This window comes from Pantoea sp. JZ29 (assembly GCF_035190385.1).
GTDB classification, from domain to species: Bacteria; Pseudomonadota; Gammaproteobacteria; order Enterobacterales; family Enterobacteriaceae; genus Pantoea; species Pantoea stewartii.
The window spans coordinates 1,257,287-1,271,075 of sequence record NZ_CP045241.1 but is presented as its reverse complement, the minus strand read 5'-3'; the positions used below and the strand labels follow the sequence as shown (position 1 = coordinate 1,271,075).

Below are 13,789 nucleotides of genomic sequence, written 5' to 3'. Positions count from 1 at the left end.
AGGCGCCCTAAAGGCGCCTTTTTGCTATGCGCAAAAAGTGCAGGATGAGAACCTGCTGCAGGTTCGACTGAATCGCGCAGCGATTCAGGCTGATGCGCCAGCATCACCCGAAGGGCGAGGCCCGCCGGGCCGAAGGCTATCCTGCACGACCCACCAATGTAGAAAGGCGCCCTAAAGGCGCCTTTTTGCTATGCGCAAAAAGTGCAGGATGAGAACCTGCTGCAGGTTCGACTGAATCGCGCAGCGATTCAGGCTGATGCGCCAGCATCACCCGAAGGGCAAGGCCCGCCGGGCCGAAGGCAATCCTGCACGACCCACCAATGTAGAAAGGCGCCCTAAAGGCGCCTTTTTGCTATGCGCAAAAAGTGCAGGATGAGAACCTGCTGCAGGTTCGACTGAATCGCGCAGCGATTCAGGCTGATGCGCCAGCATCACCCGAAGGGCGAGGCCCGCCGGGCTGAAGACTATCCTGCACGACCCACCAAATTCAGAAAAAAGCGCCTTCTGGCGCTTTTTTCGTTTCTGCGCTCCGCTGCCTGACGTGCGGAATGAGACTCTGCCGCAGGTTCAGTTACCCGCCCTGCTTTTTCCCACTGCCGAAATAATGAAACCAACAGCCGTATCCGCCACCGTTACCCGTCTACTCAACTGAATGGTAAGGACTAACGTTAATCTGTAAAAATCTTTTCGTAAATTTAACATTTTGAGGCATTAAGCTTTTGCCGCGCGCATCCGATAACCTAAAACGTCTAATTGCAAGGAGATCATCATGACAACTATTTCAACCAGCACACCGAGCATCGGCAGTGGCTCAACGTCAGATACGACAAGCGCGTCATCAGACACGGCAGCACAAATTGCCAGTCTGAATAAGCAGATTTCGCGCCTGAACGACCAGTTAAAAAGTCTGGGCGATGATAAGACACTGACCACCGAAGAAAAGAAGAAGCAGCAGGATACAATCAAAGCGCAGATTCAGGTTTTAGAAGCGCAAATCCAGCAGCTGCAACGCAAAGAGCAACAAAAAGCCGAAGCGAAACAGGCGGAAAAAGAAGGTAAAACCGTGTCAGCCGACGGCGTCAATCGCCCTACCCAAAATAATCAGCTCGACGTCTATATTTAAAACGCAGGACTGGAAGCACGTTGTTGCGTCAGCAGAGCTCCCTGCTGACGCACCTCCTGCCATATGGCCTCGCCCGCAGGCGTTAACGAGCGATTCTTGCGCTTAATTAATGTCAGGCTGCGATTGATCTCAGGATAGAGACGTCTTACCGTTAACGCGCGCCCCGCAGGAAGCGGTAACGCCAGCGCGGGTAAAATGCTGATCCCGATACCTGCATCAACCATAGGAAACAGCGTGGCCGGATGACCGATTTCCTGAACCACATTGATACTGATGTTCTGCTGACGTAACGCCGCGTCAATTAATATCCGGCTGCCCGACGCATAATCCTGAAGCACCATCGTACGTCCCTCCAACATCGGCCACCTTGCCTGCCCGACCTCAGCAAGCGGATCATCCTCCCGGCACAGCAGTAAAAAGGGTTCATCCAGTATGGCGCAGCAATCGAATTCACTGTCATTCAGCGGGCCAATCACAATGCCAAAATCGACTTCGGCGTGACGTACGCTCTGAAGCACGGCCTGCTGCACCCGATCGTGCAGGATGATCTTTATTTCCGGGTAGCTCTGCTGACTGGCGGCAAGGCATTGCGGCATCAGGTGGGCTGAGATCGTCTGACTCGCTGCGATGCGTACCGTACCACTGCGTTGTTCGCCATAGCTACGAATATCCAGCAGCGTGGTGTTTATCTCTTCCAGCAACCTTTCCATACGCGAAGCCAGCTGCTGCCCGGCTTCGGTCAGCACCACCTCGCGCGTCGTGCGATCCAGCAAGCGGACGCCCGTTTCCGCTTCCAGCTCTTTAATGCTGTGGCTGACCGCAGACTGACTCAGCCCAATCGCCTGCCCTGCCTGGCTAAAGCCACCATAATGCGCAACGGCCACAAAGGTGCGTAACTGACGTAGGGAGTAATTCATTAATTTCTCGCATAGATTCATTTAATAAATCAATTTTATTTCTAAACCCTCATCGCGCACAATCACTCCAGACTTAATTTAACCGGATTTTAACGATGGGATTTCTCCGTATTGACCCGATGATGATCAAGCTGATCATCACTGTACTTCTGGCCTCTTTCATTCCGGCGAGAGGCGGCTTCGTGGACTTTTTCACGTACCTGACCACCGCCGCCATCGCCCTGCTGTTCTTCATGCACGGTGCCAAACTGTCACGCGAAAAAATCATCGCAGGCAGCAGCCACTGGCGGCTTCACCTTTGGATCATGTGCAGTACGTTTGTTATGTTCCCGGCGCTGGGGCTGCTGATTGTCTGGTGGCATCCGGTTAACGTCGGCGCAGAAATTTATACCGGCTTCCTTTACCTCTGCATTTTGCCTGCCACCGTCCAGTCGGCCATCGCCTTCACCTCAATGGCTGGCGGCAATGTGGCTGCGGCGGTGTGCAGCGCATCGGCATCCAGCCTGTTAGGTGTTTTCGTCTCCCCGCTGCTGGTTAATCTGGTGATGGACGTCAACAGTAACGGACCAGGCGATGGCCTTGAGCAGGTGGGTAAAATCATGCTGCAACTGTTAGTGCCGTTTGTTTTAGGTCATCTGTCACGCCGCTGGATTAGCGGTTGGGTGGAAAGGAACCGTAGCCTGATTGGCATCACCGATCAGACGTCCATTCTGTTGGTGGTTTATTCCGCGTTCAGCGAAGCGGTGGTGAACGGCATCTGGAAACGCGTCGGGATTGATACGCTGCTGTGGATTCTGGCGGGCTGCATCCTGCTCCTGACGCTGGTGCTGATTATTAACTATCTAGCTGCGCGCCTGTTTGGCTTCAGTCGTCCCGATGAAATCGTGGTGTTGTTCTGTGGCTCGAAAAAGAGCCTGGCGAACGGCGTGCCGATGGCCAATATCCTGTTCCCCGCCAGCGCGGTGGGTATCATCGTCTTGCCACTGATGATTTTTCACCAGGTTCAGTTGATGGTGTGCTCGTTTATTGCCGGACGTTACAAGCGAACCAATGCGTTGCAGGCGGAGAAAAGCAAAGCGGCTGTCGTGGAATCGCAGAAATAACGGAAACACGTTCAGACAAGCGGCCTCATGCGAGGCCGCGAACTCAGTCACCACGCTTTAAAGGTTTAACTAACCCTTCCAGCCCTTCAATTTTTATCGCCAGGGTAAGCTGCATCAGCTCCCCCAAACGACCAGCCGGAAACTCGCCGCTGCGGGCGAACCACAGCAGATAGGGCTCTGGCAAATCAATCAGCATCCGGCCTTTATATTTGCCAAACGGCATGGCCGTATTCGCAATCTCGATCAGCGCCTGCTTATCCATCTCAGGTACCGAGTCGCCGGATCATTTCGGCTTCATCAATGATCTCGATGCCCAGCTCCTGCGCTTTTGCCAGCTTCGAACCCGCAGCTTCTCCTGCGATCAGCAAATCGGTTTTCTTCGATACGCTGCCGCTGACTTTGGCACCGAGTTCGATGAGTCGCGCTTTGGCATCGTCCCGGTTCATCTGCGAGAGTGAGCCCGTTAACACTACGGTCTTGCCTGCAAACGGACTGTCGATCTCGCCGGGGTTCACCGCCACCACCTGGGGCCAGTGGATACCAATATCTTCAACCAGCTGCCGGATCACCTCGCGGTTGCTCTCTTCTTCCATGAAGTGACGTACGTGCTTCGCGACGACCGTGCCCACATCCTGAACCGCAATCAGCGCGTCCAGATCGGCATCCATGACCTTTTGCAGATCGCCAAAATGACTGGCCAGGTTTGCCGCCGTGGCTTCGCCGACTTCGCGAATACCCAGCGCATAGAGGAAACGCGCCAGCGTAGTGGATTTGGCTTTTTCCAGCGCGTCGACCACATTCTGCGCCGACTTCGCGCCCATACGATCTAACCCGGTCAGGGTTTCACGGCTGAGCCGGAACAGATCGGCCGGGGTTTTGACGTACTCTTTCTCGACCAGTTGATCGATAATCTTGTCACCCATGCCGTCAACGTCCATGGCGCGCCGCGACACAAAATGCTTCAGCGCTTCTTTGCGCTGTGCGCCACAGATTAAGCCACCGGTACACCGCGTGACCGCCTCGCCCTCAACGCGTTCAACATCGGAACCGCATACCGGGCACTGAGAGGGAAACACGATCTCACGGGCATTGTCAGGCCGTTCGGTGGTTACAACGTTGACCACCTGAGGAATCACATCGCCGGCACGACGAATCACGACTTTGTCGCCAATGCGCAGGCCAAGGCGTTCAATTTCATCGGCATTATGCAATGTGGCATTGCTGACCATCACGCCTGCCACCTGAACGGGTTCCAGCCGGGCAACAGGTGTAATAGCGCCCGTCCGCCCCACCTGGAACTCGACGTCACGCACAATCGTCATCTGCTCCTGCGCAGGAAACTTGAACGCCACGGCCCAGCGCGGCGCGCGCGCGACAAAGCCCAGCTTTTCCTGCAATTCCTGCGAATCGACTTTAATCACCACGCCGTCGATATCAAAACCCAGCGTGGCCCGCTCTGATTCAACCTCGTGATAAAACGCCAGCGCTTCATCGGCGTTCTGCACCAGACGAATACGGTCGCTGACCGGCAGGCCCCAGGCTTTGAACTGTTGCAGTCGCGCCATGTGGCTGCGGGGCATCTCGCCCCCTTCCAGCAGGCCCAGTCCATAGCAGAAGAACGTTAGCGGTCGTTTCGCGGTGATACGGGGATCCAGCTGGCGCAACGAGCCCGCTGCCGCATTGCGTGGATTGGCAAAGACTTTGCCCTCTGTACGGCGCGCCTCGGCATTGAGTTTTTCAAAGCCGCTTTGCGTCATAAACACTTCTCCACGCACTTCTACTCTGGCGGGAATATTGTCCCCTTTGAGGCGCAGCGGAATGGCACGGATCGTCCGCACATTCGTCGTGATATTTTCGCCTGTTGTGCCATCGCCGCGCGTCGCCGCGCGCGTTAATAAGCCATCTTCATACAGCAGGCTGACCGCCAGGCCATCCAGCTTGAGTTCACAGCAATAGGTGAGATCGTCGGTGCTTTTCAGACGATCCTGGACACGCTTATTGAAGGCCCTGAAGCTGGGTTCATCGAACGCGTTATCCAGTGACAGCATCGGCACTTCATGGCGTACCTGCTCAAACACCATCAACGGGGCGGCCCCTACGCGCTGCGTGGGGGAATCAGGCGTGATCAGATCAGGATGCTGTGCTTCCAGATCCCGCAGTTCCCGCATGAGGCGATCGTATTCCGCATCCGGCACTTCCGGCGCGTCCATAACGTGATACAGGTATTCGTGATGGCGCAACGTGGTGCGCAGTTCAGTGATGTGTTCCTGGACGGATTTCATATAACCCCATCAGATAAAAAACCCCCGACAGGCGGGGGTTCATCATAATAATTTGAAAAAGTGTGGATTACTCGCGGGATTCGACCACATCGCGGATACGCGCTTTGTAGGTTTCCAGCTTTTGCGGCGTCATCATCCGGCGTTCGTCATCCAGTACCACACCGCCCACATCGTCCGCGATACGCTGCGCGGACTGTAGCATCAGCTTAAAGTTCTGATTCGCATCGCCATACGACGGCACCATCATGAAAATGGAGACGCCAGGCGTGGTGAAGTCGGTCATTTCGTCAGGATTGAAGGAACCGGGTTTCACCATGTTAGCCAGACTAAACAGCACAGGACCGCTGCCTGCCGGACTGAGATGACGATGGAAAATGTTCATTTCACCAAACTGAAAACCGGCCTGCAAAATGCCCTGTAGCAAGGCTTCACCATTCAGCTGACCGCCTGAGTGCGCCGCGACATGCAGCACAAGCACCGCTTCTTTGGGCTTACTGCTGGTCTGCGGACGAGGTTCAGGTTGTTTCGGCTGCGGCGGCGGACTGACCACCTCAGGCTCTGGCTCATAGTCAGGCTCAGGTTCGGCCTGATAAACAGGATTGGGCTGAACGCTGTCCAGCGGATCGCTATCCAACAACGGATCGGCCTGAACCGGCGGTGCGGTAAAGGCTGGTGGCTGGCGAGTCGGTGCAGGCCGTTGTGGCGCACGTTCCGGTTGCGGTGCCGGGTCAAAAAGAGGATCGCTTTCAGGCTGCGGCGCAGAAGGCTGACGCGGGCGCTCCTTAACAGGCTCACGCCGCACTTCAGGCTGTGGCTCGTGGATGTCGTCAAAACGAGGCTCCTGGTGCCCGCGCGTATTACGCACACGCACTTCACCGACGCCGTCATCAACGTCGTCGGTCAGCGTCTCATCATCATGTTCATCACGTTGTTTCAAACGTTTGTGCGGGCGATCGCGGAAGACTGAAGAGCGTTCTTTACGGCTGGTCCACAGTCCGTGAATAAGAAGCGCTATAATGGCGATCGCGCCAACAACGATTAATATCAGACGCAAATCCTGCATCATTGTATTCTCTGTTGTTCCAATACCTTGCCACCGCGGCAAACTTTATTCTCTAACTGTATTTGCCCTGCCAGATAAGTGCAAGTCTGTGCAGTATTTTCTCACAAATAAGATAGCTTACCGCCACTTTTTCGTTGTTTTTTTACCCAAACGGCACCTGGTCAGCAGAAAAAGCCAGGTTATAGTAGGCGCGCCTTAACATCTTCAGGAGAACTGGCTCGATGGCTGTGAATAATTCCGTTTCCTCTTTTAATGGCGTGCACTATTTTAGCCAGGGCTGGAAGCTAATCAGGTTACCGGGCATACGGCGCTTCGTCATCATCCCCTTGCTGGTCAACATCCTGCTGCTAGGCGGCGCCTTTGTCTGGTTATTTTTCCGTCTTGACGAGTGGATCCCCAAACTGATGTCGCATGTGCCGGACTGGCTGCAATGGCTCAGCTATGTGCTGTGGCCGCTGTCGGTGATTTCGGTGGTGCTGGTGTTTAGCTATTTCTTTTCAACGATAGCCAACCTGATTGCCGCGCCGTTTTGCGGCCTGCTGGCGGAACAACTTGAGGGGCGGCTGACGGGTAAACCACTGCCTGACAGCGGCTGGCTGGGCATGGTTAAAGACGTGCCGCGCATCATGAAACGCGAATTACAAAAGCTGGGCTACTACCTGCCCCGCGCACTGGGCCTGTTATTACTTTATTTAGTTCCGGGTTTTGGGCAGACGGTGGCACCCGTGCTGTGGTTTATGTTCAGCGCCTGGATGTTGTCTGTTCAGTATTGCGACTATCCTTTCGATAACCATAAAGTCAGTTTTCAGCAGATGCGTCATGCCTTACGCCAGCACAAGACAGCCAATATGCAGTTTGGCGCGCTGGTGAGCCTCTTTACAATGATTCCCGTGGTGAACCTGGCCATTATGCCGGTCGCCGTGTGCGGGGCCACCGCGATGTGGGTTGATCGCTACCGGGCGAACCTGGCTCGTGAAAGCCTGCGCTGAACATATCAACTATCCTTATGCAATTTTCGGCAGGTCTTATCGCCATGAGACATATAGATATATGATTTCTTTCCTTCCGCCACGGGGCAGAACAGGTATGCTCAGAGGGTTCCCAATAATTCATACAGTTAAGGACAGGCTATGAGTAAGATCTATGAAGACAACTCTTTGACAATTGGTCATACGCCGCTGGTTCGACTGAACCGCATCGGTAACGGCCGCATCCTTGCGAAGGTTGAGTCCCGTAACCCGAGCTTCAGTGTGAAATGCCGTATCGGTGCCAACATGATTTGGGACGCAGAAAAACGCGGTATTCTTAAGCAAGGTATTGAACTGGTTGAACCGACCAGCGGTAACACCGGTATTGCATTAGCCTACGTGGCCGCCGCGCGCGGTTACAAACTGACGCTGACCATGCCGGACACCATGTCTGTTGAGCGCCGTAAGTTGCTTAAAGCCCTGGGCGCAAATCTGGTCCTGACCGAAGGCGCAAAAGGCATGAAAGGCGCGATCGCCAAAGCCGAAGAGATCGTGGCCAGCGATCCCGACAAGTATTTGCTGCTGCAGCAGTTCAGTAACCCGGCCAACCCGGAAATTCACGAGAAAACCACCGGTCCCGAAATCTGGGAAGACACGGATGGTGAAGTGGATGTGTTCATTGCCGGTGTGGGGACCGGCGGCACGCTGACAGGCGTAAGCCGTTACATCAAAAACACCCAGGGTAAGAAATCCTTGATCACCGTGGCCGTAGAACCCACTGACTCACCGGTGATTGCGCAGGCGATGGCGGGCGAAGAGCTGAAACCCGGCCCACATAAGATTCAGGGGATTGGCGCGGGCTTTATTCCGGGTAACCTGGATTTGGCGCTGATCGATTTAGCTGTCGGCATCACTAATGATGAAGCGATCGCCACGGCCCGTCGCCTGATGGAAGAAGAAGGCATTCTGGCCGGTATCTCTTCGGGTGCCGCCGTTGCCGCCGCGCTGAAGTTGCAGGAAGATGAAGCCTACGCCAACAAAAACATCGTTGTCATTCTTCCTTCTTCCGGTGAGCGCTATCTCAGCACCGCGCTGTTCGCCGATCTTTTCACGGAAAAAGAGCTGCAATAGCCCGTAGTTCGCCCTGGACAAACGCTTAAAAAGCACCCTGACGGGTGCTTTTTTGTGGCACAGATCTCACTTTTACCATGCAGCCAATTGATTTCAGTCGTGTGGCTCTGGTATTTAGACTGCCAATTATTTCGATGCCTGAAATTAATCCTCCTTTGAAGTGGATCAAGCTGAATCAAGTTTCAGATTTAGTGAAAGGGCGAATCACGGCATAATTACCCGGTGACGTGCTCAACTCGTGTTTTGACACGCAGCGGGAATGAAACACTCATTCAAGCGCATTTGTTCGATTGTAAGTTGTATACCCGCGCACCTACACAGGCTAAAGTTACGGCTCCAGGCTAGACTTTAGATCCATAACACTCATCCTGAAAACGTTGGGGAAATAGAATGTTCCAGCAAGAAGTTACCATTACCGCACCAAACGGACTGCATACTCGCCCTGCTGCGCAATTTGTCAAAGAAGCTAAAGCCTTCCAGTCAGAAATCACCGTGACCTCCAACGGCAAATCGGCCAGCGCCAAAAGCCTGTTTAAGCTGCAGACTCTGGGTCTGACTCAGGGCACCGTTGTCACACTTTCTGCGGAAGGTGAAGATGAGCAAAAAGCCGTAGAGCATCTGGTTAAGCTGATGGCGGAACTGGAGTAATCTCCTTTCTGCTCCGCTTAAAACGACTCTTCTGCGCCATTGTGTGCAACATCTTGATCGCGGACAACCTGTCCGCGTTATTGCTTTCGTAGAGTACGTGTCACACGACTATGGCAACGCAACGAGTCCAGTCAGCCATCGTGATAAAAAGGTAGGGTTATGATTTCAGGCATTTTAGCATCACCAGGTATCGCTTTCGGCAAAGCTCTGCTGCTGAAAGAAGACGAGATCGTCATCAACCGTAAAAAAATTTCAGATGACCAGGTTGAGCAGGAGGTTCAGCGCTTTCTGCAAGGGCGTAGCAAAGCGGCTGAGCAACTTGAAGCCATTCGTATCAAAGCCAGCGAATCCCTGGGTGAAGAAAAAGCAGCCATCTTCGAAGGCCACATTATGTTGCTGGAAGACGAAGAGCTGGAGCAGGAAATCATCGACCTGATCAAAAAAGATCACGCCACTGCTGATGCTGCTGTGAACTCCGTCATCGACGCCCAGGCAAAAGCCCTGGAGGAGCTGGACGACGAATACCTGAAAGAGCGTGCGGCAGACGTGCGTGACATCGGTAAGCGTCTGCTGCAAAACATATTAGGTCTGCACATTGTCGACCTGAGCGCAATCCAGGAAGAATCTATTCTGGTGGCGAAAGATTTAACGCCATCCGAAACCGCACAGCTGAATCTGAAAAAGGTGCTGGGCTTTATTACCGATTTGGGTGGCCGTACCTCGCACACCTCAATCATGGCACGCTCATTAGAAATCCCGGCGATTGTCGGCACCGGTAACGTGACCGCCACCATCAAAAACGGCGATTTCATCATCCTGGACGGGGTGAACAATGCGATTCACGTTAATCCGTCTGAGGCGGTTCAGGAAGAGCTGAAAGCGGTTCAGAATCAGTATCTGTCTGAAAAACATGAGCTGGCGAAGCTGAAAGATCTGCCGGCTGTTACGCTGGATGGCCATCAGGTTGAAGTCTGCGCCAACATCGGTACGGTACGCGATATCGCCGGTGCCGAGCGCAACGGTGCAGAAGGTGTTGGCCTGTACCGCACTGAGTTCCTGTTTATGGATCGCGACTCACTGCCGACTGAAGAAGAGCAGTTCCAGGCGTATAAAGCGGTCGCAGAAGCCATGGGATCGCAGGCCGTGATCGTCCGTACCATGGATATTGGCGGTGATAAAGACCTGCCTTACATGAACCTGCCTAAAGAAGAAAACCCGTTCCTGGGCTGGCGCGCCATCCGTATTGCGATGGATCGTAAGGAAATTCTGCATGCACAGCTGCGTGCTATCTTACGTGCCTCTTCTTTCGGTAAGCTGCGCATCATGTTCCCGATGATCATTTCGGTTGAAGAAGTGCGTACGCTGAAAGCGGAACTGGAGCTGCTGAAAGCGCAGTTACGCGAAGAAGGTAAAGCGTTTGACGAGTCAATCGAAGTGGGCATTATGGTGGAAACGCCTGCCTCTGCCGTGATTGCACGTCACCTGGCGAAAGAAGTCGACTTCTTTAGCATTGGGACAAACGATTTGACGCAGTATACTCTTGCAGTAGATCGTGGTAATGATTTGATTTCGCACCTGTATAACCCGATGACGCCTTCGGTACTGAACCTCATCAAGCAAGTCATTGATGCGTCTCATGCTGAAGGTAAATGGACTGGCATGTGTGGTGAGCTGGCAGGTGACGAACGTGCTACACTACTGTTACTGGGAATGGGGCTGGACGAATTCAGCATGAGTGCCATTTCTATCCCTGGCATCAAGAAAATTATTCGTAATACACATTTCGAAGATGCGAAGGCGTTGGCAGAGCAGGCACTGGCTCAACCTACGGCGGAAGACTTGATGAACCTGGTGAACAAGTTCATTAAAGAAAAAACGCTCTGCTGATCCACGAGATGCTGGCCCCAAATTACTGCTTAGGAGAAGATCATGGGTTTGTTTTCTAAACTTTTTGGCGAAAAAACAGATAGCGCTGGGACAATTGATATCGTAGCGCCTCTGTCTGGCGAAATCGTGAATATTGAAGACGTACCAGATGTGGTGTTTGCAGAAAAAATCGTGGGTGACGGTATTGCGATCAAACCAAGCGGCAACAAAATGGTTGCGCCGGTTGATGGGACTATCGGCAAGATTTTCGAAACCAACCATGCCTTTTCAATCGAATCCGATAATGGCATTGAGCTGTTCGTGCATTTCGGCATCGATACCGTCGAACTGAAAGGCGAAGGCTTCAAACGCATCGCCGAAGAAGGTCAGAAGGTTAAAAAAGGCGACGTGGTGATCGAATTCGATCTGCCGCTGCTGGAAGAGAAAGCAAAATCCACACTGACCCCTGTTGTCATTTCCAATATGGATGAAATCAAGGATTTGACAAAACTGTCTGGTCAGGTCGTCGTGGGTGAAACCCCGGTGATTCGCATCAAAAAGTAATACACAAACGGCACCTCAGGGTGCCGTTCTCTTATGCTTCACGTCTCTGCTTAATGCGGCTGCCAGCGGGGCAAACGCAGTGTCAGCTCCAGTCCGCCTTCAGGCCGGTTAACCGCCCTGACCTCGCCATGATGCGCCAGTACCACTTTACGCACAATTGCCAGCCCCAGCCCGTAGCCTTTACCCAGTAACGGCGAATTGACCCGGACAAAGGGATCAAAGATGCTGGACAGCTTATTCTCATCGACGCCTGGTCCCTGATCCCGCACCTGAATCGCCAGCCACTGTTGCTCAACCTGCAGGCTGACCTCAATGCGCTGACCCGGCAGCGAAAAGCGTAAAGCATTACGCAGCACGTTCTCAATGCCTCGCCGGCATAACTCAGCATTCCCGCGTACGGTATGATCGGCCTGCTCATCAACGTTAAACACGACCTCGACGCCGGGGATCTGCGCTTCATAACGGAGATCGGTAACCACCGCCTCTAATAAGCCGGCCAAATCAAAATAGTGTTCGCCCGGCACACTTTCATGCTCGGCACGCGCCAGGGTTAACAGTTCACCAATCATCTTATCCAGCCGCTGTGCCTCTTCGTCGATGCGATCCAGCGAGTCATTCACGTTTTCTGGCCGCTGTCGCGCCAGGCCCGTTGCCAGCTGCAGACGGGCAAGCGGCGAGCGCAGTTCATGAGAGATGTCATGAAGCAGGGCTTCACGGGCACGCACCAACGTGTCCAGGCGTTCAACCATGGCATCGAACGCCTGCGCCACGCTGGAGAGCTCGTCATGACGCTTACGCAGCGCAGGATAGAGCCTGATGCTTAAGTCGCCATTGGCTACCCGCGAAAAACCTTCACGCAGTTGTCGCATAGGGCGCGTCAGGTTCCATGCCAGCAGCAGGCTAAACAGCAACCCCACAGACCCGGCGAAAATGAACATGGGCTCAGGAATATTCAGGAAATTATGTGGCCGCCCCTCCCGGCTCATTGTGCGTATGCCTTTCAGATCGTACAGCAGCTCATAGCTCTTGCCGTCCGGGCTCTGTGCCTGGCGCACAAGATGGTCGGGAAAAAAGGATTTTTCGGGCGTTTCGGGCGCAAGCGGCGGTGCCTCTGCGTTGCGGAGATTATCCAGTGCGCGTACATGCAAAAACGCCCGATCTTCCGGGGCCCACTCCGCCATCATCGCATCCAGCGCTGACGGGCCGCCCCGCTCCAGCACCGACACGGCTGACGCCATCAGCGCGTCAGCCAGCCGCTGGGTGACCAAATATTCAGGGGGATGATGCCGTGTACCGGAAAGTGAGAAACCCAGCCAGATCAGCTGACTGATAATCAGGAAAACCAGCCAGAACCCCAGCAGGATCTTCCAGAACATGCGCCCACGGTAAGTTTGATTCATCGAATGCGATAACCAATGCTGCGAACGGTTTCGATGGTGATGCTGTCGGCGGTGAGCGCGCTGAGCTTCTGACGGATATTACTGATATGCACATCCACGCTGCGATCGTACGCTTCACGCGGTCGTCCCAGGCCTTTCTCAGACAGCTCGTCTTTCGTCACCACCCGGTCCGGTGAACGCAGCAGCAAATCCAGCAGATTAAATTCAGAGGCGGTCAGATCAAAGGCTTTCCCCTGCCATTCCGTCACGCGGTTGGCCGCATTGAGTGTTAACTCTCCCCATTGCAGCGTCTCTTTTTTATCCTGCAGAGGCGCATGCTCTTCAATCCGACGCAGTACGGCACGCAAGCGCGCCACCAACTCACGGGGATAACACGGCTTGGGCATATAGTCATCGGCCCCCATTTCCAGGCCGATAACCCGATCAATATTGTCGCCCTTGGCCGTCAGCATAATCACCGGCAGACGGCTTTGCTGGCGCACCTGGCGCAGGACATCGGTGCCGCTCATATCCGGCAGCATAATATCCAGAATCATGGCGCTGTACTCACCGGACAGCGCCCCCTGCACACCGGCAGTGCCGGTTAACACCAGTTGCGTATCAAAGCCTTCCGTGATCAGATACTGGCTCAGCATCGTGCCTAATTCTACGTCGTCATCTACCAGCAGGATTTTCATTGTTATCTCTCTTACGTCACTGGCGCTATTTTGAACCGGGCCAGCGA

General features: G+C 54.0%; 13 protein-coding genes and 3 other RNA genes. 10 read left to right on the top strand and 6 right to left on the bottom strand.

Going from position 1 to position 13,789, the window contains the following annotated elements; translation table 11 throughout:
* The first annotated feature begins 23 nt into the window (after positions 1 to 23).
* From GC090_RS06060 to GC090_RS06045, 4 genes are all read left to right on the top strand, one after another.
* Positions 24 to 156: non-coding RNA, RtT sRNA (locus GC090_RS06060), on the top strand.
* A 31-nt stretch (positions 157 to 187) separates the two neighbouring features.
* A non-coding RNA gene (locus tag GC090_RS06055) (RtT sRNA) lies at positions 188 to 320 on the top strand.
* A gap of 31 nt (positions 321 to 351) precedes the next feature.
* A non-coding RNA gene (locus GC090_RS06050) (RtT sRNA) lies at positions 352 to 484 on the top strand.
* A 285-nt stretch (positions 485 to 769) separates the two neighbouring features.
* On the top strand, positions 770 to 1,123 hold the full coding sequence (locus GC090_RS06045) for a FlxA-like family protein (protein WP_006117791.1): 354 nt from the start codon (positions 770 to 772) through the stop codon (positions 1,121 to 1,123).
* Here the strand turns inward: GC090_RS06045 and GC090_RS06040 are convergent.
* Positions 1,120 to 2,040, bottom strand: a complete 921-nt coding sequence (locus GC090_RS06040; protein WP_033740794.1) for a LysR family transcriptional regulator — start codon at positions 2,038 to 2,040, stop codon at positions 1,120 to 1,122. The genes GC090_RS06045 and GC090_RS06040 overlap by 4 nt on opposite strands.
* Before the next feature lie 95 nt (positions 2,041 to 2,135).
* Here GC090_RS06040 and GC090_RS06035 point away from each other — a divergent pair, with 95 nt between their 5' ends.
* Positions 2,136 to 3,143, top strand: a complete 1,008-nt coding sequence (locus GC090_RS06035; RefSeq protein WP_006117793.1) for a bile acid:sodium symporter family protein — start codon at positions 2,136 to 2,138, stop codon at positions 3,141 to 3,143.
* A gap of 43 nt (positions 3,144 to 3,186) precedes the next feature.
* On the opposite strand, the gene GC090_RS06030 is transcribed toward GC090_RS06035, so the two are convergent.
* The 3 genes from GC090_RS06030 to zipA form a co-directional block, all read right to left on the bottom strand.
* Positions 3,187 to 3,405 (bottom strand): DUF3820 family protein, encoded by a 219-nt coding sequence (locus GC090_RS06030; RefSeq protein WP_039339860.1) that lies wholly within the window; start codon positions 3,403 to 3,405, stop codon positions 3,187 to 3,189.
* 1 nt (position 3,406) lies between these two features.
* Complete coding sequence (gene ligA, locus GC090_RS06025; protein WP_324021110.1) at positions 3,407 to 5,425, bottom strand: NAD-dependent DNA ligase LigA; 2,019 nt, start codon at positions 5,423 to 5,425, stop codon at positions 3,407 to 3,409.
* 67 nt (positions 5,426 to 5,492) lie between these two features.
* Positions 5,493 to 6,491, bottom strand: coding sequence for a cell division protein ZipA (gene zipA / locus GC090_RS06020; RefSeq protein WP_324021108.1), 999 nt, complete (start codon positions 6,489 to 6,491; stop codon positions 5,493 to 5,495).
* A gap of 218 nt (positions 6,492 to 6,709) precedes the next feature.
* Here zipA and cysZ point away from each other — a divergent pair, with 218 nt between their 5' ends.
* The 5 genes from cysZ (at position 6,710) to crr (ending at position 11,665) form a co-directional block, all read left to right on the top strand.
* Positions 6,710 to 7,477: a sulfate transporter CysZ gene (gene cysZ / locus GC090_RS06015; RefSeq protein ID WP_054687328.1), complete on the top strand. Its 768-nt coding sequence runs from the start codon at positions 6,710 to 6,712 to the stop codon at positions 7,475 to 7,477.
* 141 nt (positions 7,478 to 7,618) lie between these two features.
* Entirely contained in the window at positions 7,619 to 8,587 is a 969-nt protein-coding gene (gene cysK / locus GC090_RS06010; protein WP_033740801.1) for a cysteine synthase A, read from the top strand.
* Positions 8,588 to 8,977: 390 nt separating this feature from the next.
* A complete protein-coding gene (gene ptsH, locus GC090_RS06005) occupies positions 8,978 to 9,235 on the top strand; it encodes a phosphocarrier protein Hpr (RefSeq protein WP_003848868.1) in 258 nt (85 codons plus the stop codon).
* Between the two features lie 159 nt (positions 9,236 to 9,394).
* The gene (ptsI, locus tag GC090_RS06000) at positions 9,395 to 11,122 is read left to right on the top strand and encodes a phosphoenolpyruvate-protein phosphotransferase PtsI (protein WP_006117799.1); all 1,728 of its coding nucleotides are present in this window, start codon (positions 9,395 to 9,397) and stop codon (positions 11,120 to 11,122) included.
* 42 nt (positions 11,123 to 11,164) lie between these two features.
* Complete coding sequence (crr, locus tag GC090_RS05995) at positions 11,165 to 11,665, top strand: PTS glucose transporter subunit IIA (protein ID WP_006117800.1); 501 nt, start codon at positions 11,165 to 11,167, stop codon at positions 11,663 to 11,665.
* A 50-nt stretch (positions 11,666 to 11,715) separates the two neighbouring features.
* Here the strand turns inward: crr and GC090_RS05990 are convergent, their stop codons facing one another.
* Both GC090_RS05990 and GC090_RS05985 read right to left on the bottom strand, forming a co-directional pair.
* The gene (locus GC090_RS05990; protein WP_006117801.1) at positions 11,716 to 13,065 is read right to left on the bottom strand and encodes an ATP-binding protein; all 1,350 of its coding nucleotides are present in this window, start codon (positions 13,063 to 13,065) and stop codon (positions 11,716 to 11,718) included.
* Positions 13,062 to 13,742 (bottom strand): response regulator transcription factor, encoded by a 681-nt coding sequence (locus GC090_RS05985; protein WP_006117802.1) that lies wholly within the window; start codon positions 13,740 to 13,742, stop codon positions 13,062 to 13,064. The genes GC090_RS05990 and GC090_RS05985 overlap by 4 nt, the downstream gene beginning before the upstream one ends.
* Between the last annotated feature and the right edge of the window lie 47 nt (positions 13,743 to 13,789).

What these genes read in the sequence shown, in the direction of transcription:
- GC090_RS05985 (WP_006117802.1), bottom strand. Translation starts at nt 13,742, where the DNA reads ATGAAAATCCTGCTGGTAGATGACGACGTAGAATTAGGCACGATGCTG.
- GC090_RS06040 (WP_033740794.1), bottom strand. Translation starts at nt 2,040, where the DNA reads ATGAATTACTCCCTACGTCAGTTACGCACCTTTGTGGCCGTTGCGCAT.
- cysZ (WP_054687328.1), top strand. Translation starts at nt 6,710, where the DNA reads ATGGCTGTGAATAATTCCGTTTCCTCTTTTAATGGCGTGCACTATTTT.
- ptsI (WP_006117799.1), top strand. Translation starts at nt 9,395, where the DNA reads ATGATTTCAGGCATTTTAGCATCACCAGGTATCGCTTTCGGCAAAGCT.
- ptsH (WP_003848868.1), top strand. Translation starts at nt 8,978, where the DNA reads ATGTTCCAGCAAGAAGTTACCATTACCGCACCAAACGGACTGCATACT.
- GC090_RS05990 (WP_006117801.1), bottom strand. Translation starts at nt 13,065, where the DNA reads ATGAATCAAACTTACCGTGGGCGCATGTTCTGGAAGATCCTGCTGGGG.
- cysK (WP_033740801.1), top strand. Translation starts at nt 7,619, where the DNA reads ATGAGTAAGATCTATGAAGACAACTCTTTGACAATTGGTCATACGCCG.
- ligA (WP_324021110.1), bottom strand. Translation starts at nt 5,425, where the DNA reads ATGAAATCCGTCCAGGAACACATCACTGAACTGCGCACCACGTTGCGC.
- GC090_RS06030 (WP_039339860.1), bottom strand. Translation starts at nt 3,405, where the DNA reads ATGGATAAGCAGGCGCTGATCGAGATTGCGAATACGGCCATGCCGTTT.
- GC090_RS06045 (WP_006117791.1), top strand. Translation starts at nt 770, where the DNA reads ATGACAACTATTTCAACCAGCACACCGAGCATCGGCAGTGGCTCAACG.
- GC090_RS06035 (WP_006117793.1), top strand. Translation starts at nt 2,136, where the DNA reads ATGGGATTTCTCCGTATTGACCCGATGATGATCAAGCTGATCATCACT.
- crr (WP_006117800.1), top strand. Translation starts at nt 11,165, where the DNA reads ATGGGTTTGTTTTCTAAACTTTTTGGCGAAAAAACAGATAGCGCTGGG.
- zipA (WP_324021108.1), bottom strand. Translation starts at nt 6,491, where the DNA reads ATGATGCAGGATTTGCGTCTGATATTAATCGTTGTTGGCGCGATCGCC.